24 protein-coding genes are annotated in these 25,470 nt (G+C 49.6%); 6 read left to right on the top strand and 18 right to left on the bottom strand.

Translation table 11 applies throughout. The annotated features are described in order from the left end of the window. Positions 1-98: 98 nt before the first annotated feature. A complete protein-coding gene (locus NNL21_RS19615; RefSeq protein WP_204818891.1) occupies positions 99-1,379 on the bottom strand; it encodes a DNA polymerase IV in 1,281 nt (426 codons plus the stop codon). Positions 1,380-1,553: 174 nt separating this feature from the next. Here NNL21_RS19615 and cimA point away from each other — a divergent pair, with 174 nt between their 5' ends. Further along, positions 1,554-3,167, top strand: a complete 1,614-nt coding sequence (gene cimA / locus NNL21_RS19610) for a citramalate synthase (protein WP_204818890.1) — start codon at positions 1,554-1,556, stop codon at positions 3,165-3,167. A gap of 64 nt (positions 3,168-3,231) precedes the next feature. Here the strand turns inward: cimA and NNL21_RS19605 are convergent, their stop codons facing one another. Next, the gene (locus tag NNL21_RS19605; protein WP_204818889.1) at positions 3,232-3,804 is read right to left on the bottom strand and encodes a TlpA family protein disulfide reductase; all 573 of its coding nucleotides are present in this window, start codon (positions 3,802-3,804) and stop codon (positions 3,232-3,234) included. A gap of 151 nt (positions 3,805-3,955) precedes the next feature. On the opposite strand from NNL21_RS19605, the gene NNL21_RS19600 reads away from it, so the two are divergent. Further along, entirely contained in the window at positions 3,956-5,257 is a 1,302-nt protein-coding gene (locus NNL21_RS19600; RefSeq protein WP_204818888.1) for an MFS transporter, read from the top strand. A gap of 105 nt (positions 5,258-5,362) precedes the next feature. Next, positions 5,363-5,839, top strand: a complete 477-nt coding sequence (locus NNL21_RS19595; protein ID WP_204818887.1) for a M67 family metallopeptidase — start codon at positions 5,363-5,365, stop codon at positions 5,837-5,839. On the opposite strand, the gene NNL21_RS19590 is transcribed toward NNL21_RS19595, so the two are convergent. The 3 genes from NNL21_RS19590 to NNL21_RS19580 are packed head-to-tail and all read right to left on the bottom strand — an operon-like array spanning position 5,813 to position 9,054. Continuing rightward, a complete protein-coding gene (locus NNL21_RS19590) occupies positions 5,813-6,547 on the bottom strand; it encodes a 3'-5' exonuclease (protein ID WP_204818886.1) in 735 nt (244 codons plus the stop codon). The genes NNL21_RS19595 and NNL21_RS19590 overlap by 27 nt on opposite strands. A 28-nt stretch (positions 6,548-6,575) precedes the next feature. After that, on the bottom strand, positions 6,576-7,637 hold the full coding sequence (locus NNL21_RS19585; protein WP_204818885.1) for a DUF294 nucleotidyltransferase-like domain-containing protein: 1,062 nt from the start codon (positions 7,635-7,637) through the stop codon (positions 6,576-6,578). A gap of 52 nt (positions 7,638-7,689) precedes the next feature. Next, the gene (locus NNL21_RS19580; protein WP_204818884.1) at positions 7,690-9,054 is read right to left on the bottom strand and encodes an ammonium transporter; all 1,365 of its coding nucleotides are present in this window, start codon (positions 9,052-9,054) and stop codon (positions 7,690-7,692) included. A gap of 381 nt (positions 9,055-9,435) precedes the next feature. Between NNL21_RS19580 and NNL21_RS19575 the strand changes: the two genes are divergently transcribed. After that, positions 9,436-9,876, top strand: a complete 441-nt coding sequence (locus tag NNL21_RS19575; protein ID WP_204818883.1) for a MerR family transcriptional regulator — start codon at positions 9,436-9,438, stop codon at positions 9,874-9,876. A 40-nt stretch (positions 9,877-9,916) separates the two neighbouring features. Further along, a complete protein-coding gene (locus NNL21_RS19570; protein WP_204818882.1) occupies positions 9,917-10,600 on the top strand; it encodes a zinc metallopeptidase in 684 nt (227 codons plus the stop codon). 113 nt (positions 10,601-10,713) lie between these two features. Here NNL21_RS19570 and NNL21_RS19565 read toward each other — a convergent pair whose 3' ends face one another. From NNL21_RS19565 to cymR, 12 genes are all read right to left on the bottom strand, one after another. Next, positions 10,714-12,714: a methyl-accepting chemotaxis protein gene (locus tag NNL21_RS19565; RefSeq protein WP_204819111.1), complete on the bottom strand. Its 2,001-nt coding sequence runs from the start codon at positions 12,712-12,714 to the stop codon at positions 10,714-10,716. A gap of 516 nt (positions 12,715-13,230) precedes the next feature. After that, positions 13,231-14,358 carry an endolytic transglycosylase MltG gene (mltG, locus tag NNL21_RS19560; protein ID WP_256555340.1) on the bottom strand — a complete coding sequence of 376 codons (1,128 nt, stop codon included), beginning with the start codon at positions 14,356-14,358 and terminating at the stop codon, positions 13,231-13,233. A gap of 121 nt (positions 14,359-14,479) precedes the next feature. Continuing rightward, on the bottom strand, positions 14,480-14,779 hold the full coding sequence (locus NNL21_RS19555) for a DUF1292 domain-containing protein (RefSeq protein ID WP_256555339.1): 300 nt from the start codon (positions 14,777-14,779) through the stop codon (positions 14,480-14,482). Positions 14,780-14,810: 31 nt separating this feature from the next. Next, positions 14,811-15,116: a DUF1292 domain-containing protein gene (locus tag NNL21_RS19550; protein WP_204818880.1), complete on the bottom strand. Its 306-nt coding sequence runs from the start codon at positions 15,114-15,116 to the stop codon at positions 14,811-14,813. Between the two features lie 8 nt (positions 15,117-15,124). Beyond that, positions 15,125-15,541, bottom strand: a complete 417-nt coding sequence (ruvX, locus tag NNL21_RS19545) for a Holliday junction resolvase RuvX (protein ID WP_204818879.1) — start codon at positions 15,539-15,541, stop codon at positions 15,125-15,127. Between the two features lie 28 nt (positions 15,542-15,569). After that, entirely contained in the window at positions 15,570-15,833 is a 264-nt protein-coding gene (locus tag NNL21_RS19540; RefSeq protein ID WP_204818878.1) for an IreB family regulatory phosphoprotein, read from the bottom strand. A gap of 49 nt (positions 15,834-15,882) precedes the next feature. Next, the gene (alaS, locus tag NNL21_RS19535) at positions 15,883-18,519 is read right to left on the bottom strand and encodes an alanine--tRNA ligase (protein ID WP_204818877.1); all 2,637 of its coding nucleotides are present in this window, start codon (positions 18,517-18,519) and stop codon (positions 15,883-15,885) included. Positions 18,520-18,889: 370 nt separating this feature from the next. Continuing rightward, a complete protein-coding gene (locus NNL21_RS19530; protein ID WP_204819109.1) occupies positions 18,890-19,960 on the bottom strand; it encodes an AI-2E family transporter in 1,071 nt (356 codons plus the stop codon). A 203-nt stretch (positions 19,961-20,163) separates the two neighbouring features. After that, entirely contained in the window at positions 20,164-20,358 is a 195-nt protein-coding gene (locus NNL21_RS19525; RefSeq protein WP_204818876.1) for a YrzR-like zinc ribbon domain, read from the bottom strand. Beyond that, entirely contained in the window at positions 20,355-20,906 is a 552-nt protein-coding gene (locus NNL21_RS19520; RefSeq protein ID WP_204818875.1) for a PRC-barrel domain-containing protein, read from the bottom strand. The genes NNL21_RS19525 and NNL21_RS19520 overlap by 4 nt, the downstream gene beginning before the upstream one ends. A 16-nt stretch (positions 20,907-20,922) precedes the next feature. Beyond that, a complete protein-coding gene (locus NNL21_RS19515) occupies positions 20,923-22,077 on the bottom strand; it encodes a cysteine desulfurase family protein (RefSeq protein WP_204818874.1) in 1,155 nt (384 codons plus the stop codon). Between the two features lie 12 nt (positions 22,078-22,089). Continuing rightward, the gene (cymR, locus tag NNL21_RS19510; RefSeq protein WP_204818873.1) at positions 22,090-22,509 is read right to left on the bottom strand and encodes a cysteine metabolism transcriptional regulator CymR; all 420 of its coding nucleotides are present in this window, start codon (positions 22,507-22,509) and stop codon (positions 22,090-22,092) included. A 271-nt stretch (positions 22,510-22,780) separates the two neighbouring features. Between cymR and mnmA the strand changes: the two genes are divergently transcribed. Beyond that, entirely contained in the window at positions 22,781-23,887 is a 1,107-nt protein-coding gene (mnmA, locus tag NNL21_RS19505; RefSeq protein ID WP_204818872.1) for a tRNA 2-thiouridine(34) synthase MnmA, read from the top strand. A gap of 130 nt (positions 23,888-24,017) precedes the next feature. On the opposite strand, the gene NNL21_RS19500 is transcribed toward mnmA, so the two are convergent. Then, on the bottom strand, positions 24,018-25,370 hold the full coding sequence (locus tag NNL21_RS19500; protein WP_204818871.1) for a hemolysin family protein: 1,353 nt from the start codon (positions 25,368-25,370) through the stop codon (positions 24,018-24,020). Positions 25,371-25,470: the final 100 nt, after the last annotated feature.

Below are 25,470 nucleotides of genomic sequence, written 5' to 3'. Positions count from 1 at the left end.
TCCTGTTGAATACAGGAACCAGCTTGTAGCCTAGGTGTTTTTTCAATGTCTACTGAATGGGGGTTTGACCAAATTCCGGGAACGGGGTCGTTATTCTGTTACTCTTCATCACTCAACATATGCTCATCCGTTTGCAGGGAGGTGCCGCGAAGCCGCTTATTCCGGATCAGTGCTGATGGATCATCCCCCAGCATCCCGGCAGTCAGGACGGCATCCTCGCCGTACTTATCCCGCAATTTATCCATCGCTTTAGTTAGCGCATCTTTACGGGGCTGTTCCTCGTAACTGAACAAATCGAGCTGAACGGCTGTTTCGTCCCGCAGCGTCAAGCTTTGGAGAGTAACGCCCAGCAATCGGACCGGCTGCCCTTCTTCCCAGTACTTATCGAACAGCTTGACCGCCTCATGATGAATATCGCTCGTTGCGTCAGTGGGCACATCCAAGGTTATCGAACGGTTGATCGTTGTCATATCCGGCTTGCGGATGACGATCTGCACAGCGCGTGTGACAAGCTTCTGCCTGCGCATCCTTCTCGCAGTCTGATCGGCTAAATTCAATAAGATCCGATGCGCTTCGGCCCTTGCCGTCACATCCTGGGGTAGAGTTGTCGTATGCCCAATCGATTTATTGCGTTCGCGATTCGAATTGACCGGCGAATGATCGATGCCGTGCGCGGCTGCTTTCATCCATGACCCCGCTACGCCAAAGTGCTTGATCAACATCGCTTCCTCAGCGGCCGCCAGCTCGCCAATCGTTCGGATATTCAACCGGCGGAGCTTATCCGCCGTCTTCATTCCGACGCCGAATAAAGTCTCGCACGGCTTACCCCACAATAATCGCGGAACGTCCCGAATCCTCAGGACCGTGAACCCATTCGGCTTATGCATGTCCGAGGCCATCTTCGCAAGAAGCTTATTGGGCGCAACTCCGATCGAGCAGGGCAGATTCCATTCGCCTTGTATCCGCTTCTGAATGGTATGGGCAATCTCGAGCGGTTCACCGAAAGCCGATGATCCGGTGATGTCCAAATAACATTCATCGATCGAAGTCGCCTCGACCAGAGGCGTATATTGACGGGCAACCGACATGAACCCTCGGGAATATTTGCGGTACAGCTCAAAATCCGGGCGAATCAGTATAAGCTCCGGACATATGCGCATTCCTTGACGCACGGTCATCCCGGTTTTGACGCCTTTCTGCCGTGCTGCATAGGATGAAGTAACAATAATCCCTTTGCGAAGCTCGACGCTTCCGGCGACAGCCGTCGGCTTTCCTTTATAAGCTTCAGGCTCCTCCGCTTCATGGACGGAGCAGTAGAACGCGTTCATATCCAGATGAACGATTATTCGTCCTTTGGACATGCTTTTTTGTTCATTCATAATCCTCACCCTATTGAGCATACAATTGCTGTATAGCCCCGTCAACCAAACCTCACAAAGCCGCTGAATTCACAGCTTTAGAGTGCGCTGCTTCGTTTACGCTTCCCGCATTTGGTGTTATAATAATGAAATTATGATTTCCGATAGGTACTGTATAAGAGGGGTGTCCAAGCTATGACGAACACAATTTCTATTTTTGACACAACGCTGCGGGATGGGACGCAGGGCGAAGGAATCAGCCTATCGGCCGACGACAAGTTGAAAATCGCTCAGAAGCTTGATGCTCTAGGCGTACATTATATTGAAGGCGGCAATCCAGGCAGCAATAGCAAGGACATCGAGTTTTTTCAGCGGGTCAAAGGGCTGAAGCTCAATGCCAAGATCACCGCTTTCGGCAGTACAAGACGGAAGAACAGTACCGCAGAGCAGGATTCCAATCTTCTTCGCATTGTCGAATCCGGCGTTCCGGCAGCCACGCTGGTCGGCAAATCGTGGGATTTCCATGTGCATACGGCTCTTCAGACCACGCTCGAAGAGAATCTGTCGATGATTTACGATTCCTTCGCTTTCTTGAAGCGCAGCGGTGTGGAAGCGATCTTCGATGCGGAGCATTTCTTCGATGGCTACAAGCATAATCCAGAGTATGCCCTTGCCGTTCTTCGTCAAGCGCAGGAAGCCGGAGCCGATTGGGTCGTCCTCTGCGACACGAATGGCGGCACGCTCCCTACCGAGATTCATGAGATTGTCTCGCGCGTGCGCGCAGAGCTAACCGCACCACTCGGCATTCATACACATAATGACTGCGAGCTGGCTGTAGCCAATACGCTTGCGGCCGTCGGAGCTGGCGTTAGACAAGTGCAAGGCACGATCAATGGTTATGGAGAGCGCTGCGGCAATGCCAACCTTTGCTCGATTCTTCCAACGCTTCAATTGAAGATGGATTATCGCTGCGTTAGCGATGACCAATTGCAATCCCTCACGAGCACAGCCCGCTATATCAGTGAAATCGCCAATGTTCATATGCCGGTCGGACAACCCTATGTAGGCAACGCCGCGTTCGCCCATAAGGGCGGCATCCATGTATCGGCCATTATGAAGGACTCCAAGACGTATGAGCATATTCGTCCGGAGCTTGTCGGCAACAAACAGCGGATCCTCGTATCCGAGCTAGCAGGGCAAAGCAATATTATCTCCAAGGCTCAGGAGCTTGGATTGGATATCAACGCCAATAACGAGAAAACGAAAGCCATCATGGAACGCATCAAGGATCTCGAGCACCAGGGTTACCAATTCGAAGGGGCCGACGCTTCGCTCGAGCTGCTCCTGCGAGACGCCTTTGGAGATATGAAAGAAATATTCAAGCTTGAATCGTTCAAGATGCTGGTGGAGAAGCATAACGGTCATATGAACTCCGAGGCCATCGTGAAAGTAAACATCGACGGGCAATCCGTTTATACGGCTGCGGAAGGCAATGGCCCCGTCAACGCACTGGATAATGCGCTTCGCAAAGCGCTTGTTCAATTCTACCCGAGAATCAATGACATCCATCTGTCCGATTATAAGGTTCGCGTCATTGACGAGAAGGATGCAACTGCAGGGAAAGTGCGCGTCCTAATTGAATCAACAGACTTCAATAACACCTGGAGCACGGTCGGCGTGTCCAGCAATGTCATTGAAGCCAGCTGGGAAGCTCTCGTCGATAGTATCCGATACGCTCTGCTAAGCATGTCCCCTGTAAGCTTCTCGCAAGACGAACCGCGCGAACGGCTCGGTCTGGTAAATCATTAAGCCATCTCATACAAATAACGCCACGCACACTAGCACTTATGCTAGCAGCGTGGCGTTATTTGTATTATGAAGCTTCTGATTCTTCGATTTGCGACTTCTTCTGAACGTTAATCCACTTCTCGATCTTACTTTGCCATTCCTGCTTCGATATAACCCCGGTTACCCGCTCTCGTACGATACCTTCATTGTCAATGATCAGGCTGGTTGGAAACGTCGTGATTTTGTACAAATCCGCCGCTTTACCTTCACGGTCCATCAGAATAGGGAACGTAAACTTATATTCCTCTACAAATTCCCTTGCTTGCCGCTCTTTGTCATAACTTGTTGCGTTAATGCCATACAGCACCATATCCCCTTTATATTCCTCCGACAGCTCCTGCAGGTCTGGCGCCTCAAGCTCGCAAGGACCGCACCAAGAAGCCCAGAAGTTGACGAGCAACAGTTGATCGCGTTTCCCGGCAACAGCCACCACTTGATCATTTAAGTCCGGCAGGTCAAGTGTGGGGGCTGCGAAGCCCGGTTTAGGCTTCGTCTCCGCTGATGCGGTGACAGCCTCCTCGGTTTTCCCTTTATTCTGATAGACCGCCGCCAATGCCAGTACGAGTATGACAGCCAACAAAACGAGCGTACGCTTCATGCTATGCCTTCTTTCTGCTCCATCGTTCTCATGGTTCGTTGTGATCATTTGATTTCATCACTTCCCATGTTACCATGCCGGGGAATGGAAGCTCAAGCTGAAGGGCACATTACTCATATACGCCACTTCATGACATGGGAGTTTAACGACAATGGAAAAAATAAAATCAGGCTTCGGGCTGTCCAAGCCAGGTAAGCTCCGGACACAAAGCACGAATGAGCAACAAGACAAGAAGAAGCAATCTGGCGGTAGCGGCGCAAAATGGCGGGAGTACATCGCCCTGGCGAGCGTACCGCTCGTTCTTGTGCTGGGTAACTCCATGCTTGTGCCAATCCTGCCCGAGATGGAGCGCAAAATGGGCATCTCCGGCTTTCAAGCCAGTATGGTCATTACGCTCTTCTCAGTTGCGGCAGGATTGATCATCCCCATCGCCGGTTATTTATCAGACCGGTTCTCGCGGAAAGCGGTCATTCTCCCCTCGCTGGCTCTCTATGGGATCGCAGGTATCGTGGCAGGCATTGGCGCTCTGATGAATTCGTACGGCCTTCTAATCGCATCCCGTGCTTTTCAAGGTATCGGTGCAGCGGGTACTTCACCCATCGCGATGGCTCTTGTAGGAGATAAATACAAGGACGGCGCCGAGAGTGAGGCGCTTGGTTTGATTGAGGCATCGAACGGAGCCGGTAAGGTTGTGAGTCCAATTATTGGTTCGCTGCTCGCCTTAATCGTATGGTACGCTCCTTTGTTTGCCTTCCCAGTCTTCTGTGCGGGTTCATTCCTCGCGATGATGCTTCTTATTAAGGAACCGGAAGCGGAGAAGAAGAACACCTCTGTAAAGCAATATGTCGCCGACATTGTCAAGCTGTTCAAGGAAAAGGGCCGTTGGCTGATCTCCGCGTTTCTTGCCGGGTCCCTCGGATTATTCATCCTCTTTGGCGTCTTGTTCCGGCTATCCGATGTATTGGAGAAGGCCCCCTATAACATTGACGGGGTCGCCAAGGGCGGTGTACTCGCCATTCCGCTCTTAGGTCTGGTCGTTACTGCCTTCTTGACGGGCCGCCATATCAAGAGCAACGGTGTCCTCATGCGCCGCCTTATGGTTATCGGCTTGGCATTGATGGGCGCATCCCTCGTTGCAGCCGCTCTCTTGTACCGTAATCTGTACGCGCTTATAGGTTTTGTTACCTTGAGCAGCGTAGGTACCGGGCTGCTCCTGCCATGTCTGAATACGCTCATCACCGGTGCTGTTGACCGGGCGCATCGCGGAATGATCACATCACTCTACAGCAGCCTTCGTTTCTTCGGCGTTGCGTTCGGACCGCCTTTATTCGGCTGGATGGCGGCACGTTCTGATATGCTGCTCTACTTTGTCGTTGCCGGACTTTCCTTCGCCGCGCTGGCACTCGTTGCGCTGTTCGTTCATCCCCCAAAGAAAGCCGGCGATACGGGCTGATCAACCTATGGTTGCGGTCCTCCCAAGACCGATCTCATTCCTTCGCAGCCGCATCTAGGCTATACTTAAGTCTAGTGACGATGAAGGCGGAGGTATCGATCGAATATGGCTGATTTGCAGAAAAATAGCTTTCACCCGTTCCTGCTTCGCGCCGAGATCGACGAGCAGGCTTACCGCTTGCTCATTCAGACTTGTACGGTAGCCTTGCCCTATGAAGCATGCGGTGTACTCGCAGCCCATGATGCCGGCGTCAAATCGCCGGGAATTGTACGGATTAACGCTGTTTATCCCATTCGCAACGCAGCGCAAGACCAAGAGCATGTCTTTTCATTCGAGCCTCAAGACTGGATTGCGGCTTGCTACGCCATACAAAAAAACCGACAATCGCTTGTCGGTTTTTATCATTCCCATCCGGGTACTCCGCCGCTTCCCTCCACAGCCGATGCGATCGGGATACGGCATGCTGCCGCGATGACATACTGGATTGTTTCGCTAGCTAATCCGAAGCAGCCTGACGTTCAGCCGTATCAAGTTAGCGGCTCATCATTCATTCCCTTAATGTTTACTCAAGTAAGCATATAGATCGCCTAAGGTAACAATATTGCGCTCCAAGATTCTCTTTAAGTAATACTGCCAGAGCTTCGCCGTCATAATAGAATCCTCCAGTGCATGATGGCGCTCGGTGATTTCAATACCGGCATCCTCCAGCAGCTCGTCTAAGCCGTATCCTTCACGTTTGGGATCCAGCCACTTGGCTACCAGCATTGTATCCAGGACACGATGGGTCAAATTAATCTTGGACGTGCGCCAGAGCGCGGCATTCAGGAACTGCTTGTCATGACCGCTGGCATGGGCAATCAGCATTCGCTTATCGATAAACTCCATGAAATCATGCAGCACCTGCATCAAATCCGGACCATTCTCCACCATTTCATTCGTAATTCCAGTCAGATCGGTAATATGCTTTGGCACACGGCGTTTTGGATTCACAAGGCTGTAAAAGCTGCGGCTTTCTTGAAGCTCCTCCCCCTTCAATACAACTGCGCCCACCGACAGGATTTCATCGCCATTAAGCGGGTAGAAGCCTGTCGTCTCCAGATCGAACACGACGACTTCCATCTCGCGCAGCGGTTGGTCCATGACGGACTGCTTGCGCTGCTCCTTTGACATGGAGCGGATAAACGCCATTTGCTGCGCATTCTGCGCGCCCAGCATCGAGGCAACCGCCGGTGTGATGCCGCCCATTTTGTATAAATGCCACATTCGTCCGACGCTTCTTTGCTCCTTCATGGTTTTCCCTCCGCCTTGCCTGAAGACATCATGTGGTTTGTTTATTTACACGCCGCTCCAGTTTTTTGCCTACACGCAAACTGCTCTTCAGCTCATCGGTCAGCTCTTTGCTCAATTTACTGCTCGCCAGCTTGCCGGTATTCGCAAACATGCCATCCACCGAACGCTCGGTTGTCATGAGACGAAGCCGCAAGAACAATCGGAAGGCTTCAGAGTAGGCATGGGCGTCCTCTGAGGACAGCTTGCCCTTCTCCAGCAAACCGCGAAGACGCTCTAAGGTCGACGATTCCCGAAGCCCTGACTGGACGGCCATCATTCGGACCGCGTTCACCATCGGAATATAAGCCCCGTATTTCACATCCAAGCTGCCTGCGTCCTGTCCGTATTCCTCTTTCAGCAGCTGGCCGAATACCCCGATCAACACTTTATGTCTCATCGTGTTGCTGAGCATATGCTTCACAATGATCGGATTCCGCAGCATATCGGAATAAAAATGATCCTGGAACGCTTGCATTAGCTTTAATTCCCCATACACACAGCGTCCGTCTGCCACAATTAGCAAATAACGAACGCGTTCCCAATCAGGATCCTGGAACCAGCCGTTGAGCTTCGTCTTCCATTCCGATAGCGACATTCGCCACTCCGGATTGCTGCTAATAACTCCGCCATCGCAGGGCGGATAGCCCAGCTGCTGCAGCATTTGAACGGCAATTTCGGCAAAGTCTCGGAAATACCGCGAAGCGTCGTCTCTGCTCGCTTCATCATCTGGATCTTCATAGAGTAACCCACTGTCCTGGTCGCTCGATAAGGTCTGCTCTTCCCTGCCGCCGCTGCCGAACAATATATATGCGTATGGCACGGGTGGGGAACCGTTCCCCGACCGTGCCATCTGTTCTTCCGCGAGAACCATGACGCGCCCAATAAGCGCGTCATGCATCTCATTCAGAGTGGAATATAATCGTTCAACGGGGCATTCTAAGAGCAGAGCTTCCATTTGTCTGTGGATTTGATCCCGTAAGCCGCGCAGAGTCTTTATGTCATCGGCGGTGCCGATCTGAGTCAGCATATGCGCGTAGACCGGATCGCTCATACCGCCCTCTCCCTTCGATCCATATAAAATCTACTTTGATTTTATCATGGAACTACAGGTTTTGTTGGACCTTTTTCATTTGCTCCGGATAGCCGAACGTACCATGCTCAGATAGATCAAGACCAATAATTTCTTGCTCCTCCGTAACACGGAAGCCCATAACCATCTTCATGACGCCAAGGATGAGGAAGGATGCCGCCAGAACATAAGCTCCGCATACGACGACGGATTCGAATTGGATCCACAGTTGATGCCAGCTGCCCGTATCGATAAGACCGCCTTGACCGACGCCGACCTTCTCAGCCAATACTTGAGTAGCGAAGATACCGTTGGCTAATGTCCCCCAGATACCAGCCGCACCGTGTACTGATAAAGCATAAATCGGATCGTCGACTTTCATTTTCTCGAAGAATTTCACGCTATAGAACACCAGAACGCCTGCAACGAGACCGATCACAACCGCTGCCCATGGATCAACGAATGCACATGAAGCCGTGATAGCGACTAGACCTGCTAGCCCACCGTTCAGCGTTGCTGTAATGTCCGCTTTCCCGGTTACAAGCCAAGAGATCAGTAATGCGGCTACCGCACCTGCTGCTGCTCCAAGCTGCGTGTTGAAGGCTACATAGCCGAAGAATCCATCACCAACGCTAACCGCGCTGCCTGCATTGAAGCCGAACCAGCCAACCCACAGAAGCAATACCGATAGAGCGCTGAACACTTGGTTATGACCGAGAATTTCATTAGCTGAACCATCTTTGTTGAATTTACCGATACGAGGCTTGAGCAGGACCGTAGCCGCGAATGCTGCAAGAGCACCAGTCAAGTGAACGACCGTAGAACCGGCATAATCTTGCGCGCCGTCCGCCGCGAGCCAGCCTCCGCCCCAGATCCAATGAGCGATAACAGGGTATATGACAGATGTGAATAATAGCGTAAATACAAGGTAGGATGATAACTTTGCGCGTTCTGCGAACCCGCCCCAAGCAATGCTGAGTGCGATCATAGCAAATGCCAGCTGAAACAAAAAGTAAATCGTTGACGGATAGCTGTCACCTTCCAGCGCCGTGATCGCCGGTTCAAAGAAGAAGCTTCCCCAGCCGATGATCTTGTTAATGCCGGCTTCTGCATTATCACTTCCGAACGTTAGACCGTATCCAACCGCCCAATATACCAAGGAACCAAGACCTACTGTAAAGATCGTCTTGCCTGCAACATGGCCTGCATTCTTCATTCGGGTGGAACCGGCCTCCAGAAGAATAAATCCGCCTTGCATCAGCAAGACCAAGATGAATGAGACAAGTATCCATAATGCATTTAAGCCCATATCCAGCGAAGTTGTAGTTGGATCCGCGAATGCCATTGCCGGAAATACTAATGACAATGCGACTAAGGATAGCACGAGCTTCTTGACCATTGAGACCACTCCCTAAGTGTTATGTTTGTTTACACGATATGAAATACTTAATGTCATTATAGTCAGAACGGCTCATTTTGACAAGTTGAAATTTAGGATTTTTGTATAAATATCTAACATTGAACGTTGGAATGGACTCGATTGTTAAGTTTTTGTACTATTTTACCTATGATTTATCATTGATATCAGGTTTTTTAAGGTTTTTTCCTTCAACTCTGTTTCCTGCACATTCGACATCTTGCAAATTCAGGACAATCCATGTCAGGTTTTTTCTGTCATCAAATTTTCAAAGCATAACGTTTGACTGTATGGTTCTTTATTCGGTATCATATATATAAGTGAAAAAACCGCAATGCAAGTTAAAGAAAGAAGGTGAAGAGGTTGGCAGAAAAAACATTATACCGCATCGGCGAACTTTCTAAGTTAGCTGAGGTCAGCCCGCGCACCATCGACTTTTATACCTCAACCGGTTTGATCGAGCCGGACAGTCGATCAGCCAAAAATTATCGTCTATACAGCGACGAAACTTTGTTTCGCCTGAAACGTATTGTACAAATGAAGAAGGACAAATACTCTCTCGAGGAAATCAAAACAACCCTCGACGATTGGAAAAAGATCTCTTCCGAAGAGCATGTGTCCAGTAAGCTAACAGACCTGGAGCTTCACTTAGAACGTCTTCAGCGGGAAGTGAAAGAGCTTGAGCCCGTTCTCAGCCAACTGAAGCCCAAGCAAGCGAATAAGCTGTTCAAGCGCCTTGTGCCGCAAACAGCTGCTTGTGTGGAAGCTTTAATGCTTTTGTTAAACAAGGGCGGACTCATGTAAGCTTCACTCAAAACTGCATATATTAATGGAGGGAACGACAATGTTGTTTTTTCACCCGATGGACTTCTTGATTCTCATCGCATTCGCTGTTTCAATCTGGGCTCAATTCCGGGTGCGAGGAACATTCAAGCGTTGGTCAGACGTACCTATTTCAAGCGGCTTAACCGGCTACCAGGCCGCAAGACGCATGCTTGATAACAATGGTCTTCACGACGTACCCGTAGAGCCGGTTCCAGGTACGCTCTCCGACCACTACGATCCGATTCACCGGACGGTGCGTCTATCCGAGAGTGTTTATTATGAAAGCTCCATATCGGCCATCTCGGTCGCTTGCCACGAGGTTGGCCATGCGATCCAGCATAGCGTGCACTATCCGATGCTTGCCCTTCGTCACAAGATGTTCCCTGTCGTTAATTTCGCTTCAGGATTCGCACCGTTCCTGCTGATTGCAGGGTTTCTCTTCAACTTTACGGGACTGATCGGTCTCGGCATTATATTCTTCTCTGCAGCAGTCGCGTTCCAATTAGTTACGCTGCCAGTCGAATTTAATGCAAGCAACCGCGCACGCGAAATTATGGTATCTGAGGGCTTTATCGCTAACGAAGAAGAACGAGGCGTCGCCAAGGTGCTCAACGCAGCTGCGCTTACTTATGTAGCAGCCGCATTGATTTCGCTGCTGGAGCTAGTTAAGTATATTATGATCTTCACGCAAAACCGAGAATAATCAAAAAAGAAGAGGCGGATCCTTTGGATCCGCCTCTTCTTTTATATTCTATTCTATCAAGGGGCTGCAGCTCAAGTCATAACCCGACTTAAGCTGCAGCCCCTTGATTATTTCTATGATGTACGGAATCTCGACAAGGACTCCTTAAGCTCTTTCGATACCGTCTCCAGCTTATCCGAAAGTCTGACTAAGCCCTCACTGATGTTCGTTTGCTCATTGCTCAGTGATGCCACTTCTTCGGAGGTCGCCGACGACTCTTCCGCTACCGCACTGACATTACCCATAGCCTCTGACAGCACGACCTGGGAATGCTCGAGCACCGTAACAGATTCTGTGGCCAATTGAAGACGTTGGACAAATTCGCCCATCTGGCTTTGAACCGTAAGGAAGATTTGATTCGCTTCTTTAACCGAACCGATTTGTTCTTGGAATATCGGGTAAGCATTCGATAAAACTTGTACGGTTTCATCAATTTCCCTTTGAATCGTTTCTGTGATTTGGCCGACAATATCAATCGACTGCCTGGATTGATCAGCTAATTTCCGAATTTCGTCCGCAACAACCATAAAGCCTTTACCCGCTGTACCCGCACGTGCGGCTTCAATCGTTGCATTAAGGGATAGAATATTCGTCTGCTTCGAAATATTGTTCAACACATCGAGAATTTTGCGGATCGATCTCGTGCTTTCTTTCAGGCGATCGACTTTCTCCACCATGGATCGGGTCATCTCTTCCGTAAGCCCTGTCTTCTCGATGAGAATGTTCATGTAAGAGGTACCCTGCTGACTCGCTCTCTCCACTTCTGTGGCTGCAGAGCCCATCTGCCCATTCGCGCTCATAACTTGATTCATCTGCTGCCCCATGTCAGAGGTCAGATCGCTGCCCTTCTCGGCTTCAACCGCCAAGCTGGTCGCACCGTTCGCAATTTCCTCGGTTGCAACCGCAATTTCCTTGGCAGATATCGCCGTCTTCTTCGAAGCATCCGCCAGATCGCCTGCCGTGTTAAGAACATCCTGAGCAGACTGGCTCGTTTGATTAACAAGAGTCGTAATCTGGGCCATCATTTGATTGAAGCTCTGTGATAGCTGGCCAATCTCGTCTTTCCCATTGAAATCGGAACGAACTGCCAGATTGCCTTGCTCTCCTTCGTTCATCAGGTTACGAAGCTTGACGAGCGGAATCGCCACCATTCGAATAACGAACAATCCAATACCAATAGCAAGAAGCGCGGCAAGACCTGCAATCATCCAAGTCATTTTCTGGATTTGTCCCGCATCCTTCACAAGCTCGTTTACGGGAACCGCTCCTAATAAGCGCCAATCCATCGAATCAAAGTTATTGTAGATAGCCAGCACTTGCTCGCCGGCCCTGTCACTGGCTTCGAAAGCGTCCTTCGTCTTTCTCTTGTCGAATTTCGGCAGCGTTACAGTAGCAGGCTTTCCTATCTGCTCCAGATTGGCATCATATACGACATTATTCTCTGCATCAACAATTGTTATTTCACTGCCTTCACCGATATTCAGATCCTCGAGTTGGCTCGTTAATTGCTTCAGATGCACTTCCATAGCAAGCACGAAGTTGCCTTCATTCGTCGTCGTGTTCTTAATGAGTCTCGTAAGCGCAAAGGTCGCTGAGCCGGAATTGCCTAATCCCTTGGGCTGAACCGGCAACCATAACACCCGGCCGTCGAGCTTGACCACTTCTTTAAACCAATCGGTTTCCTGAGCGTTATCAATCGATGTTCCATTCGTAATCGGTTTTTTTCCTTCACCCAGTGGGATCAGATTCACACTGGACACCGATTGATTGCCCATGATGTACATCATCAGACTTTCCGTTATTTTTCTAGTGGATTCGAATTTCGCATATTCATCCGTCGATTTGCTTACCACCAGCATCTCAGCCTGCAAGGTTTTATCCAGCATCATCTGCATGGACAGGTCTTCATAATTCTGAAACATGAGATCCAGCTTACCCGTAGATTGTCCGAGAGCGATCTTACTAAACTCCGATACCTTCTTCTGGATAATCGACTTTGAAGTGGAATACGAGGACAAACCTACAACAAGCACACATAAAAGTATGGCAGAGAAAATGATTAAGAATAACTTCATGCCAACCGACTTCAAGGGACTTCTTAGATTAACTCCATTACGCGTCGTTGAGTAAAACGAATTCTCCTTAACCTTCTTTCCTTCTGGTTTCGATTTGATTTTCTTCTTATCCCTGGTTTTCAATGTGAGACACCACCTGGTATATAATATTGGCCTTACATCCTGCTGTTGTTGGACTGGCGCGGATGCACAGCTCTTATTCCCATACATAATCTAGACCAGCCATTCGGTAATAGACAAAAACAACCTATATCAATAAGTTATTATGAGTCTTTCTACACAATTGCCAATCTTCATCTATCTCGTATATCGGCGGTTCATGATCATAAAGTTAGAACAAATATAGAAATAGTTCCATAAAAAATACTCTCAGCGGGTCAATAGACCGATAAGAGAGTAGGACTAGAGGACGACTATTATCATTGATATCATTCATTCGGCTTCCGCGCTCCCATGAAAATAAAACAAGCTAGGAATCCTGAACGGATCCCTAGCTTGTTGGATGGCGGAACGCCCCTATTGTGACGTTTCCTTACTATCGCGAATATTTTTATTATGCTCCTTCAATGTACGGGCAAATAAATGCTTGTTGCTGCCGTCCTTCTTGGTCACATAATAGAAAAACTCCGTCTTCTCCGGGAATAGAGCCGCTTCAATGGATTTCAGGCTCGGAGAAGCGATTGGCCCTGGAGGAAGGCCCTTGATTTGATAGGTGTTGTACGGACTATCCACAAGTAAGTCTTTCTCATATAGACGCTCCTTGGGCTTGTCCAACGAGTATTGAACGGTTGCATCGATTTGCAGCGGCATCTTCTTCGCCAAGCGGTTATAGATAATCCCGGCCACAATCGGTCGTTCTTCGTCCACTACTACCTCGCGTTCTACAAGCGAGGCGATGGTCATCAGCTGGTGAAAATCAATTTCCCGCTCAGCAAGCGTCTCTTCCCAGTTCTCCGGAAGCCCGTTCAGCTTGCGGTCCAGCTCCTTCAGCATCCGCTCTATTATCATGTCTGGCGTGCTGCCCTTCTCTAATTCATACGTTTCCGGGAACATATAGCCTTCCAGACGATGCTTCATTTGTTTATTCTTCGGAATCGAACGAACGGATTCCGCATCACCCCACGTCTTATCCGTATCCGTCAGCTTCAGGAAAGCAGCGCGCTCAACCACGCCGGCTTTGCTTAGTGTATCTGCAATCTGTTCGACCGTATATCCTTCCGGAATCGTAAAGCGGATCGTTTCTTCCTTCAGCGTTTCGCCAGCATTCAGCTTGGCTATGATGGCTGTTTTATCCATACCCGGTTTCAATTCATATACACCGGCTTGGAAACGCGGCCCCTCATCCTTAAGACGCAGGTAGTACTTGAATATGAATGCGTTGCGGATGATGTCTTGATCCTCGAGAACTTCAGCAAACTTAAACGGCGACATCCCCTGCTTCAGTTCCACCTGTTTCACTTCTCCTGCGGAAGTCGGGCGTAAGCCGTTCCAAATATAGAATGCTACACCGCCGACGATGAGTATCATGACTGTAAGAAGTGAGACGATAACCCATAACGTAATGATTCCTCGACTCGGTCCAGCTTTATGTTTTTTCTTCTTTACCGGTTTCTCTTCACCCGGTTGCCGCTCTGAGTAATCCAACGCCAATCCTCCGTTTCAAACAACTTATGCCGGCTCATAAGGAGCGGCAGTCCTAAACATTTCGTGAAAAAAGGGCGGTTTGCACCGCCCTCTTCGTCCTATTATTCATAGACTGCACCGTTTATGGCCTTTCGTCGCTCATAAACAGCAGATCGTCGTAAGCTTCAGCGGCTGCTTCCCATTCATCTTCATCATCAATGGATTCAAGCCCAGGTTCAGTTCCGCTTGAGGTCACGATACGGAAAAAGGCAACCTCATCTTCCTTGCGCATGCGCGCGGATTGCAGACCGGCGTATGCCTGTTCTCCAAGCTGAAACTCAGCGACGATTTCAAACGGTTCGGTACCGCCATCTTCGCCGATTAGTTCAACTTCACGGCCGAAGACATTCTGTAATACGGAAATTCGTTGCACCGTAGACACGCAAGGCGCCCCTTTCTCGTTTAAGCAATGGTCAGTCTTTCTCTTCGTCAATCTCGCCAAGCAGCGTATTGAACGTCTCTTCGACCATGTTCCACTCTTCTTCATCCTCGATCGTGTAGAGCTTCAAGTCATCACCGTCTTCTTCATAACGGAATGCATACACCTCGTCAGCTTCTTCGTCCTCGGACTCCGAGTTAAGCGGAACGACCATCATATATTTCTGATCGGATCCGTCTACCTCAAACTTCATGACTACCTCGAACTCTTCCTCATTGCCTTCTTCATCTGGAATATAGATGATTTCTGGCTCTTCGTACTGCATGTCGTCCTTTGTCATCGTTACCCTCACCTTTTCGTTTTAGAATCGAGATAATTTTGCAAAATGAGCGTTGCCGCCATTTTGTCCACGACCAGCTTTCGCTTCTTACGGCTGACATCTGCCTCAAGCAAGGTCCGCTCCGCGGCTACCGTTGTCAGTCGTTCATCCCAAAGGTGAACGGGTACATTTAGCTTTTGCTGTAAATCTTGTGCGAATGCGATGCAAATTTCGCCACGCGGACCGATGGTACCATTCATGTTCTTCGGTAATCCAACCACGATCTCGCTTACTTCATGTTCTTCCAGCAGCTTAACGAATGAATCGATCTCGCTGCCATCGCGCCGCTTCTCGACGATGCCGACACCTTGTGCCGTCCAGCCGAAGGCATCACTGACTGCAACGCCGATTCTGCGGTCGCCGTAGTCCAGCCCCATGATGCGCATACGTGTATCGGCCCCATTTCTTCTTCGGTTACTTGCGGTGCTGACTTAAATAGGACCGAACAAGCTCTTCAATCAGCTCGTCACGCTCTTTTCTGCGTATTAAACTTCTGGCGTTGTTATGCCGCGGAATGTATGCGGGGTCTCCGGACAACAAATAGCCGACGATCTGGTTGATCGGATTGTAATCCTTCTCCTGCAATGCATCGTATACCGAGAGAATGATCTCTTTCGAAGAAGTTTCAAGCCCTTCCGCCTTTACGTCGAATTTCATCGTCTTGTCCATGGAATTCATCGCCAGCACCTCACTTTCCAAGCCGCTTAACAGCCCATTTATATTCTTATCATATCACATTTGCCTGTGATAGAACCAGTTCTTCAGCAATTCGCAGCGCTTCGTCTAATTTAGATGGATCTTTTCCGCCTGCTTGTGCCATGTCCGGGCGTCCGCCCCCGCCTCCGCCGCAGACTGCCGCTGCTTCCTTGACGATTTTGCCGGCGTTAAAGCCTTGTTTCACAAGCCCCGGCGACACGGCCGCAACCAAGTTCACTTTATCCTCAGCGGCTGCGCCAAGAATGATGACCGCTTCAGGAAGCTTGGTCTTCAGCTCATCTACGATGCCACGCAGCGCATCCATTGAAGGCGCGCTTACACGAGCAGCCAGTACGGTAACGCCTCCTGCTGTCTTCGCTTGCGTCTCTAGCGAGCCAGCTTCAATTCGGCTCAGCTTACTTTGCAGGGAATCATTCTCCCGGCTCAGCTCTTTGGTCTGAGCGAATAAAGCTTCGATTCGTTTCGGTACATCTGCTGTGTTGGACTTCAGCAGGTTCGCAGCCTGCTTCAGAAGCTCCAGTTGACTTTCCATGTACTCATAGGCATTGCGGCCTGTGACAGCTTCTATACGCCGAACGCCCGAACCAATTCCGCTCTCGCCAATCAGCTTGAACAATCCGATCTGAGCCGTATTGGCCACGTGGCAGCCACCGCACAATTCCAAGCTGTAATCGCCTACGCGTACGACGCGTACGACATCGCCATATTTTTCACCGAACAACGCCATTGCTCCCATTTCTTTGGCTTCGGCAAGCGACTTGTAATCAATTTGAAGCGGAGTGCCCAGCCAAATTTGCTCATTCACACGGCGTTCGATATCAGCAAGCTCCTCCGGCGTGATGCTGCCGAAGTGAGAGAAGTCGAAGCGTAAGCGATCCGGTTCAACCAAAGAACCCGCTTGATTGACATGCTCACCAAGAACATCCTTCAATGCGCGGTGGAGCAAATGCGTCGCGGTATGGTTCTTAATGATCGCTTCCCGTGTCTCCGTAAGAACCGAAGCGGCAACCGAATCCCCAACGCGTACAATTCCGCTGGCAACAACAGCATGATGGATCGGTTGGCCATGTGGCGCTTTCGTAACATCCTCTACCGTTAACGTGAAGCCATTGTCCGAAATCGTACCACGGTCGCCAATCTGACCGCCGCTCTCGGCATAGAACGGTGTCCGGTCAAGCAGCACGAGAACCCGGCTGCCTGCTTCCGCAGATTCCACCAAGGAAGCTTCGTTCACGATGGCTAATACCTTTGCGTCTTCGATCATAAGCTGTTGATAGCCGATGAACTCCGACTTCTCTGTCAGCTCGGAGAGTGCTCCGCCTTGAACGTTCATGCTGCCCGTATCCTGGCGAGCCGCACGCGCACGTTCGCGCTGCTCTTCCATCGCAGTATCGAAGCCGGCACGATCAACCGTCATTCCTTGTTCTATCGCGTAATCTTCCGTCAGGTCGAATGGAAAACCGTATGTGTCATACAGCTTGAACGCATCCTGACCGCTAATTTCACGAATACCTGCAGTCTCTGCCGCTTTTACCAGTTCGGACAATAACGATAGTCCGTCGGACAGCGTTTCGTGGAAGCGCTCCTCTTCTGAGAGGATCACTTTCTCGATAAACTCGCGCTTGTCGACAACCTCAGTGTAGTATACGCCCATAATGCCGCTAACAACCTTCACCAGCTCGTAAAGGAACGGACGGTCGACACCAAGTGTCTTTCCATAACGGACTGCACGACGCAGAAGCCTGCGGATCACATAGCCGCGGCCTTCATTCGAAGGCAGTACACCGTCTCCTACAGCGAAAGCAACGGTACGAATATGATCGGCAATGACTTTCAGCGCAACATCATGATCCGCGTTCTCGTTGTACCGGACGCCTGCAATCTCACAGGTTCTGTCGATAATCGGACGGAACAGATCCGTATCGAAGTTGGATGGCACATCCTGCAAGATAGATGCAAACCGCTCCAGTCCTGCGCCTGTATCAATGTTCTTATTCGGAAGTGGCGTATAGCTGCCGTCTTTATTATGATTGAACTGCGAAAACACAAGATTCCATACTTCCAGGAACCGTTCGTTCTCCCCACCCGGCCAGCATTCAGGATCGGACAGATCGCCGTACTTGTCGCCCCGGTCATAGAAAATTTCGGTACACGGACCGCAAGGGCCTTCACCGATGTCCCAGAAGTTCTCGTCAAGCTTGTAGATGCGCTCTGCCGGCAAGCCGATCTTCTCGTTCCAATAGCGGTATGCTTCCTCATCCTCCGGATAAACGGTAACGGACAGGCGCTCCGGATCGAAACCGATCCATTGCGGACTCGTCAGAAACTCCCAAGCCCATGAAATCGTTTCTTCCTTGAAGTAGTCGCCGATCGAGAAATTGCCGAGCATTTCAAAAAAAGTGTGATGCCGGCGCGTCTTACCGACATTCTCGATATCGTTCGTGCGGATGCACTTCTGCGAATTGACGATACGCGGATTGTCGGGTATCACCCTTCCGTCGAAATACGACTTCAGCGGTGCCATCCCCGCATTGATCCACAGAAGGGATGGATCATTATGCGGTACGAGTGACGCGCTCGGTTCGACGTGATGTCCTTTACTTTCGAAGAACGCGAGCCATTTGGAACGAATTTCACTAGCCTTCATATTAAACGCCTCCATTGGTTTCTAGAAAAACAGAAAAACGCCCCTGCAAAAACAGGGACGAATCAATTCGCGGTACCACCCTAGTTACTGCCCAAATGTCTTCATAGCCGATAGAACGGCAGACAATCTGCGGCAATCTCCTCAAGCAGACGTTAACGGGTCCAACCGGTGAAGTTCATTCACACTCCGAAACCAGCTTTCCGCTATCCTTCGTCATTGGAATTATCGCAGCCAACACGGCGCCGATACGCTCGCGTCGTAACTCCATCTCTGATTGACGGTCTATAGCATACTTTATGTTTCATCCACGATTTAACATATAACTGAATCACATATTAACATATAGTATATCGGCTTCCCCGGTCTGCTGTCAAATGGTCTTTCGCCTGACATAATAAGCGAACATATGCTGGATAATGACCTTTAAAGCAGCGAAGATGGGAACCGCCAAGATCATCCCGACGATACCCGCAATCTCGCCCCCGACAAGCAAAGCAAATATGATAGAGAGCGGATGCATATGCAGTGTACGGCCGACCACCTGCGGAGAAATAATGTTTCCTTCGAGAATTTGGCAGGCCGTATTAACAGCAACGACGAGCAGCATCATTTTTAACGATATGGTGGATGCCATAACCAGCGCCGGGGCAGCCCCGAAGAAAGGGCCGAGATACGGAATAATGTTCGTGATCGCCACTACGCCGGCCAATAGAATCGGATACGGCATGCCGATGATCCAATAACCGATATACGCAAGCGCGCCAACAATGACGCAAACGAGGAATTGTCCGCGAATGTAGCTGCCCAGCGCGTTGTCGATATCTTTGAGCAGGCGTACGGCATGCTTCCGGTGCGGCCTTGGCACATACGTAAGAATCGTACGCTCGAACACATTGAAGTCCTTCAAGATGTAGAACGCCAAGAACGGAATGATGAATGCGATGAATACAACATTCAGCATCGCTCCAATATTATTAACGAAATCGAAGATCGCTTCTGATGCTTGTTTTTCCAATTTCAACAGCGAGCTGTCAATCCCGCTCCGAATGCTCTCCGGCAGAAACGAGGAATTATTCAAATCATTGACTAAGCTCTGCGCGCGCATCGTTAAATCCGGCATATGATCGTTCAGCTCCTGCAGCTGCTCCATAAACATCGGTATCACGTTGAGTAAAATAACCGTCAGCGAAGCGACGAATACCGCATAGATGAGCAGAACTGCCATTGTCCGAGGCACCTTACGCTCTCCTAACAGGCTGACAATTGGATTTAATACATACGATATGATCATGGCAATCAAGAATGGAGCTATCACCGCTTTGAGAAAACCATACACTTGAACGATGATTGGTTTGATGAGCAGCAATAAGTACAGGGCAATTAACCCGAGAATGATATAGACGAGCAACATAAACAAACGGTTATTCGTGAACCGCTCCATCATCCCCGCCCCCTTTTACCTTTAAACACCATGTATTGCCCACCCGCAGTCACCGGAATTCATCATTTGTTACAGTATATGTACAAGTTGTCCGAATCATCCCCTGCCGGCAGGAAAAGTGCACATGGAACGCTCTTACCCGGATAATTGAACCAAAAAAAAGACGACCGCTAGGGTCGTCTTTGTCTACATCCTGCCTCGCATTAGTTCGCGTGAACTTGAGGCGCTTCTTCTTCAAAAAACAAATCGTCGAGCGAGCTTAATGTCCCGTCTTCTTCAACTTGAAAGACAGACATCTTATCTCCATTCACCGTAAGTTCAATGAAGCATCCCCAGCAATAAAATTGATGGGAACCAATTTTGCCGATATCCTTCGAGTTGCAATTGGGGCATCTCATGGTTCATTTCTCCCTATAACCGAATCAGAAGCGGCGACCGGCTCCATAAGCCATTCACTACCGGCCGGAACGATAATCGCGTTTTCCCCGAGCATGACGGTATCGGGGTCGGATGGAACAGGCAGCCATTTGCGCCCTTCCATCACATCCGCTATGAAACCGTCGGTAAGCTCATAACCTACTATTTGTGTACCCTGTATTTCATTAAAATAAACATCCGACACGCGGCCTAATTGCTCACCGTCGATCGTAATCACAGGTAAATCTTTAAGACGGACAGGCCCGGTGTAGAAGGAACGCTGAATTTCCGCGGGTTCTGCTTTACGGACAGAAGCTTCATTCATAATGAGAATCGCATCTTCCCCGCAGATAAGAACATCGTTCCAGAGCACGGTTTTCATCGAGGATAAGAATCGTCTGCCTGCATCAAGGACGATGCCGCCCAGCTGCCAATGCTCGTCAAACCAAGCATCCTTCACATGTCCGACCTGTTTGCCAGCGTCAACTTCCAGTACGGGTAGGCCGATCAAATGCTGAAGTCTAATCACAGTCTGAGGAGGCCTCCTAGGCATTATTACGAATGCGGCCTAATATCGTTTCAACTTTTTTGGCCGCTTGTTCGATATCCTCCAAAGTATTCCCCAAACCGAAGCTAAATCTAACAGCAGAGTTCAAGCGCTCGCGCTGAATTCCCATTGCCTTCAATACGTGAGAGGGCTCAAGTGAACCCGCCGTACAGGCAGAACCGCTGGATGCCGCGATGCCTTCCACATCTAAATTCATGAGCATCGTTTCGGTATCGATACCGATAAAGCTCATATTCACGATGTGGGGCAGCTGCATCGAAGGATGGCCGTTCACAACTAATTGTCCGGATCCCGTCAGCTTGTACATCTGCTCTACCCACTCTAGACGAAGCTTGTCCAAAAAAAGTTTCCTCTCCGCCATTGAATTCACAGAAATTTCAATCGCTTTGGCAAATCCGGCAATGCCCGCGAGGTTCTCGGTGCCTGCACGCCTCTTCCGCTCTTGGGAACCGCCGTGATGCAGCGGTTCAAACGGGGACTGGCGGGCTATATAGAGGGCACCTACTCCTTGCGGTCCATTCAGCTTATGCGCGGAGAAGCTCATCAGATCAACCGGCAATTCCTTCAAATCGATCGGAATCGATCCTAACGCCTGAACAGCGTCGACATGAAAGAGAATCCCGTGTATATGGGCAATCTCTCCGATATCGGCGATGGGTTGGATCGTTCCGGTTTCATTGTTGGCATACATTATGCTGATCAAGCCGGTTTCGGGACCTATGGCCGCTTCTACATCGCCGGGCGAGACGATCCCGTATTCATCGACGGGCAGTACAGTCAAGCTAAAACCTTCATTCTCTAAAGCTTTGCAAGTATGCAATACCGCATGATGCTCGGCGGCTGATGTAATGATATGGGTCTTGCCCCGCTTACTCATTGCTTTGGCCGAACCAACAAGCGCGGTATTATCGCTTTCCGTGCCTCCGGAGGTAAAGATAAGCTCTGAGGACATGCAGCCGATCCGACTGGCGATCGAATCGCGCGATTGATTCAATAATTGGCGAGCCGAGCGGCCGTAGCTGTGCAAGCTAGAAGCGTTGCCTGGAATGCGGGTATACACGTCCAGCATCGCTTCTGCCACTTCGGGATGTATCGGGGTTGATGCGGCATGGTCAAAATAATAACGTACCATTAGATCCGCCCGTTAAATGTAAAACATGTAGGAATCGGGTTTTCCCTCATCCTTAAACGAAATAAGATCTGCAAGCGTCGTGGAGTCCAATACCTGTGCGATGCTATCCCGAATACGCAGCCACAAATCACGTTTGGCAGGATCGTCTTCTTCCGTAAAATCAACCGGCGAAATCGGTCCTTCCAGGATGCGGATGACGTCTCCCGCTGTAATCGTCTCAGGCTCGCGTGATAGAATATAACCGCCATAAGCGCCGCGAACACTCTTAACCAGCCCTGTATTGCGCAGCGGTGCGATCAATTGCTCCAAATAATGCTCCGATAATCCATTACGTTCGGCAATGCTCTTGAGCGAAGTCGGACCTTCGCCGAACTTGGTGGACAGCTCCATCATAATTGTTAAACCATATCGGCCTTTGGTCGATATCTTCAACTACAGCACCTCTTCTCTGAAAAGCATACATTGATTATAACAAGGTTGAAGTTATGCCCTCAGGCAATCAACTCATTAATCATGGTATTCCCATATCACATACATGTTAACATATTCAAGCAGTGTTTGGTTAAAAAAGCTTGACATCTTCATGAAAAAGTTGTTCTATCTGTGCTACAATAAAGAAACTTGCGGATTTGCAAGCTCTCCGGCCAGAATTACGGTCTGCGATATTGCTATACCGTTATGAAACAAGGTGGTGTATTAGCTAATGGGCACGACAAACGCTTCAACCCGTATCGTCGTCGGCATGTCCGGCGGCGTCGATTCCTCCGTAACTGCTCTTTTATTGAAGCAGCAGGGCTACGACGTGATCGGCATATTCATGAAAAACTGGGACGACACCGATGAATTCGGCCGCTGTACGGCGGAAGATGACGCAGAAGATGTTCGCCGCGTCTGCGATCAAATCGGCATCCCCTACTATACGGTTAATTTCGAACAAGCCTACTATGATAAGGTGTTCGCTTATTTCCTCGATGAATACCGCCGGGGGAGAACGCCGAATCCGGACGTCATGTGCAACCGTGAGATCAAATTTGGGGATTTCCTCAAGAAAGCGCTGGATCTGGGGGCTAATTACCTCGCTACCGGACATTACGCCCGTGTTGAGCGAATGGCGGACGGTTCGACGAAGCTGCTCCGCGGCATCGACAGCAATAAGGATCAAACCTACTTCCTTCACGCGCTGAATCAGGATCAGCTTAGTAAAGCGATGTTTCCGATTGGGCATCTGCCCAAACCGGAAGTGCGCAGGATCGCGGATGAAGCCGGTCTGGCGACCGCGAAGAAGAAGGACAGCACCGGCGTTTGCTTCATCGGAGAACGGAATTTCAAAACATTCCTCAGTGGTTACTTGCCTGCCCAGCCTGGACCTATGATCGATATCGCTACCGGCGAGACGAAGGGGCGGCATGACGGGCTGATGTACTACACGCTCGGCCAGCGTCAAGGACTTGGCATTGGCGGTTCGGGGACAGGCGAGCCCTGGTTCGTCGCAACCAAGGATTTGAAGGAGAATGTGCTGTATGTTGTTCAGGGTGATCAGCATCCGAGCCTCTATTCCAAAGGATTGACCGCCACAGGCGTCAATTGGATTTCACCTGATAAGCCGCGGGGATCGCTGCGCTGCACAGCCAAATTCCGCTACCGTCAACCCGATCAAGGTGTAACCATCACGTTTCGTGAAGACGGAGAAACGGTCGATGTCGTCTTTGATAACCATCAGAAAGCCATCACACATGGTCAAGCCGTCGTCTTCTATGCAGAAGAGGAATGCTTGGGTGGCGGAACCATCGATGATGTGCAGTTCATCTAACTAAAGCAATGACCAACACGCTTTCAGCCATACGGGTTGAGGGCGTGTTTTTCTTTCTCTTTACTGGCTCCAACCTAAAAAACAAGCACACCGCAGCGGTGTGCTTGTTTCTCTTTCTCTTCTATACCATCTACCCTGTCTCCGCATGAAGCTCCGGCTCGGGCTCTATTTGTTGTGGATCAAGTTTACGAATTAATATGCGGGAGATCCGGAGATGGTCCGTCTCCTCAATGATAAACTCAAAGCCATCTGGATGTGATATGCGTTGATTCTGCGATGGCGGAATTTCGATTTGTGAATACAACCATCCACCGATCGTATCGTAATCATCAGTTTCAATCTCAAGCCCGAAGTAGCTGTTCACCTCTTCAATGAGCATCATGCCGTTCACGGAGTGAGTAGCTTCATCTCTCTGTTCAACATCAGGACGCTCTTCGTCGAATTCATCTTGAATTTCGCCGACGATCTCTTCCATGATATCTTCCAACGTCACAAGTCCTGAAGTGCCGCCATACTCATCGATCAATATGGCGATTTGAGTCTTCTTCTTCTGCATAAGCTTGAGCAGCGTACTAATTTGCATCGACTCCGGTACCGTCGTCATCGGTCTGGTCATCGCCCGGATATCCTTGACGCCCTGCGTTTCGGTTACCTTCATCATATCCTTGATATGAACGAAGCCGATAATATTATCCTTATCCCCATCGCAGATTGGATAACGGGTATGCATTTCCTTGAGCGCGATTGCCTGATTCTCTTCGAAGGAAAGATTCGCGTATAAACAATTCATCTCTGTACGGGGAATCATGATCTCGCGGGCATTCGTCTCCGTAAAGTCAAAGATATTGTCGACCAAAGTCAATTCCGTATTGTCGATCAGCCCCGATTTATGGCTTTCTTTCATTAAAATACGGATTTCTTCTTCCGTATGTGCCGAATCATGCTCGGCAGCCGGTTCAACGCCTATTAAGTTCAACATCCTGTTGGCGGTGCCGTTCAGAAACCAGATGAACGGATACATGATTTTGTGGAACATGATGAGCGGTATAGCCGTCCATAATGTAACCGATTCCGATTTACGAATCGCGATCGTTTTCGGAGCCAATTCCCCCAGTACGATGTGCAGCAGGGTAATGATGGAAAACGCGATAATGAATGCGATCGTATGAATCACGGTTGGGCTGAAACTCAGCTTTAATAGCAGTGGCTCGATCACGCTTGCGATCGCTGGTTCACCAATCCAACCGAGACCGAGAGATGCGAGTGTGATTCCCAGCTGGCACGCGGATAAATAAGCGTCCAGATGGTTGGTCACATTAGAGGCAAAACGCGCGCGGCGGTTCCCTTCCAATGCAAGTGTATCAATTCGACTGCTTCTGACTTTCACCATGGCAAACTCGGCGGCAACGAAAAAACCGTTCAAAAAAACGAGTACCAAAATCAATAATCCATTCAAGATTATGGGTAACGGGTCACTTAACAACGATTCCCTGCCAACCAAACGCCGTCCATAACGACCAGTTCGGTGACAGGTGCACCTCCTCTGGATAAGAAAATTATAAAGAAACTTTATAATATAAGAG

This window comes from Paenibacillus mendelii, from assembly GCF_024498075.1.
In the GTDB taxonomy this organism is placed as follows: domain Bacteria; phylum Bacillota; class Bacilli; order Paenibacillales; family Paenibacillaceae; genus Paenibacillus_Z; species Paenibacillus_Z mendelii.
Note: the sequence above shows the minus strand (reverse complement) of the source record. Positions and strands in the feature narration are given on the sequence as shown.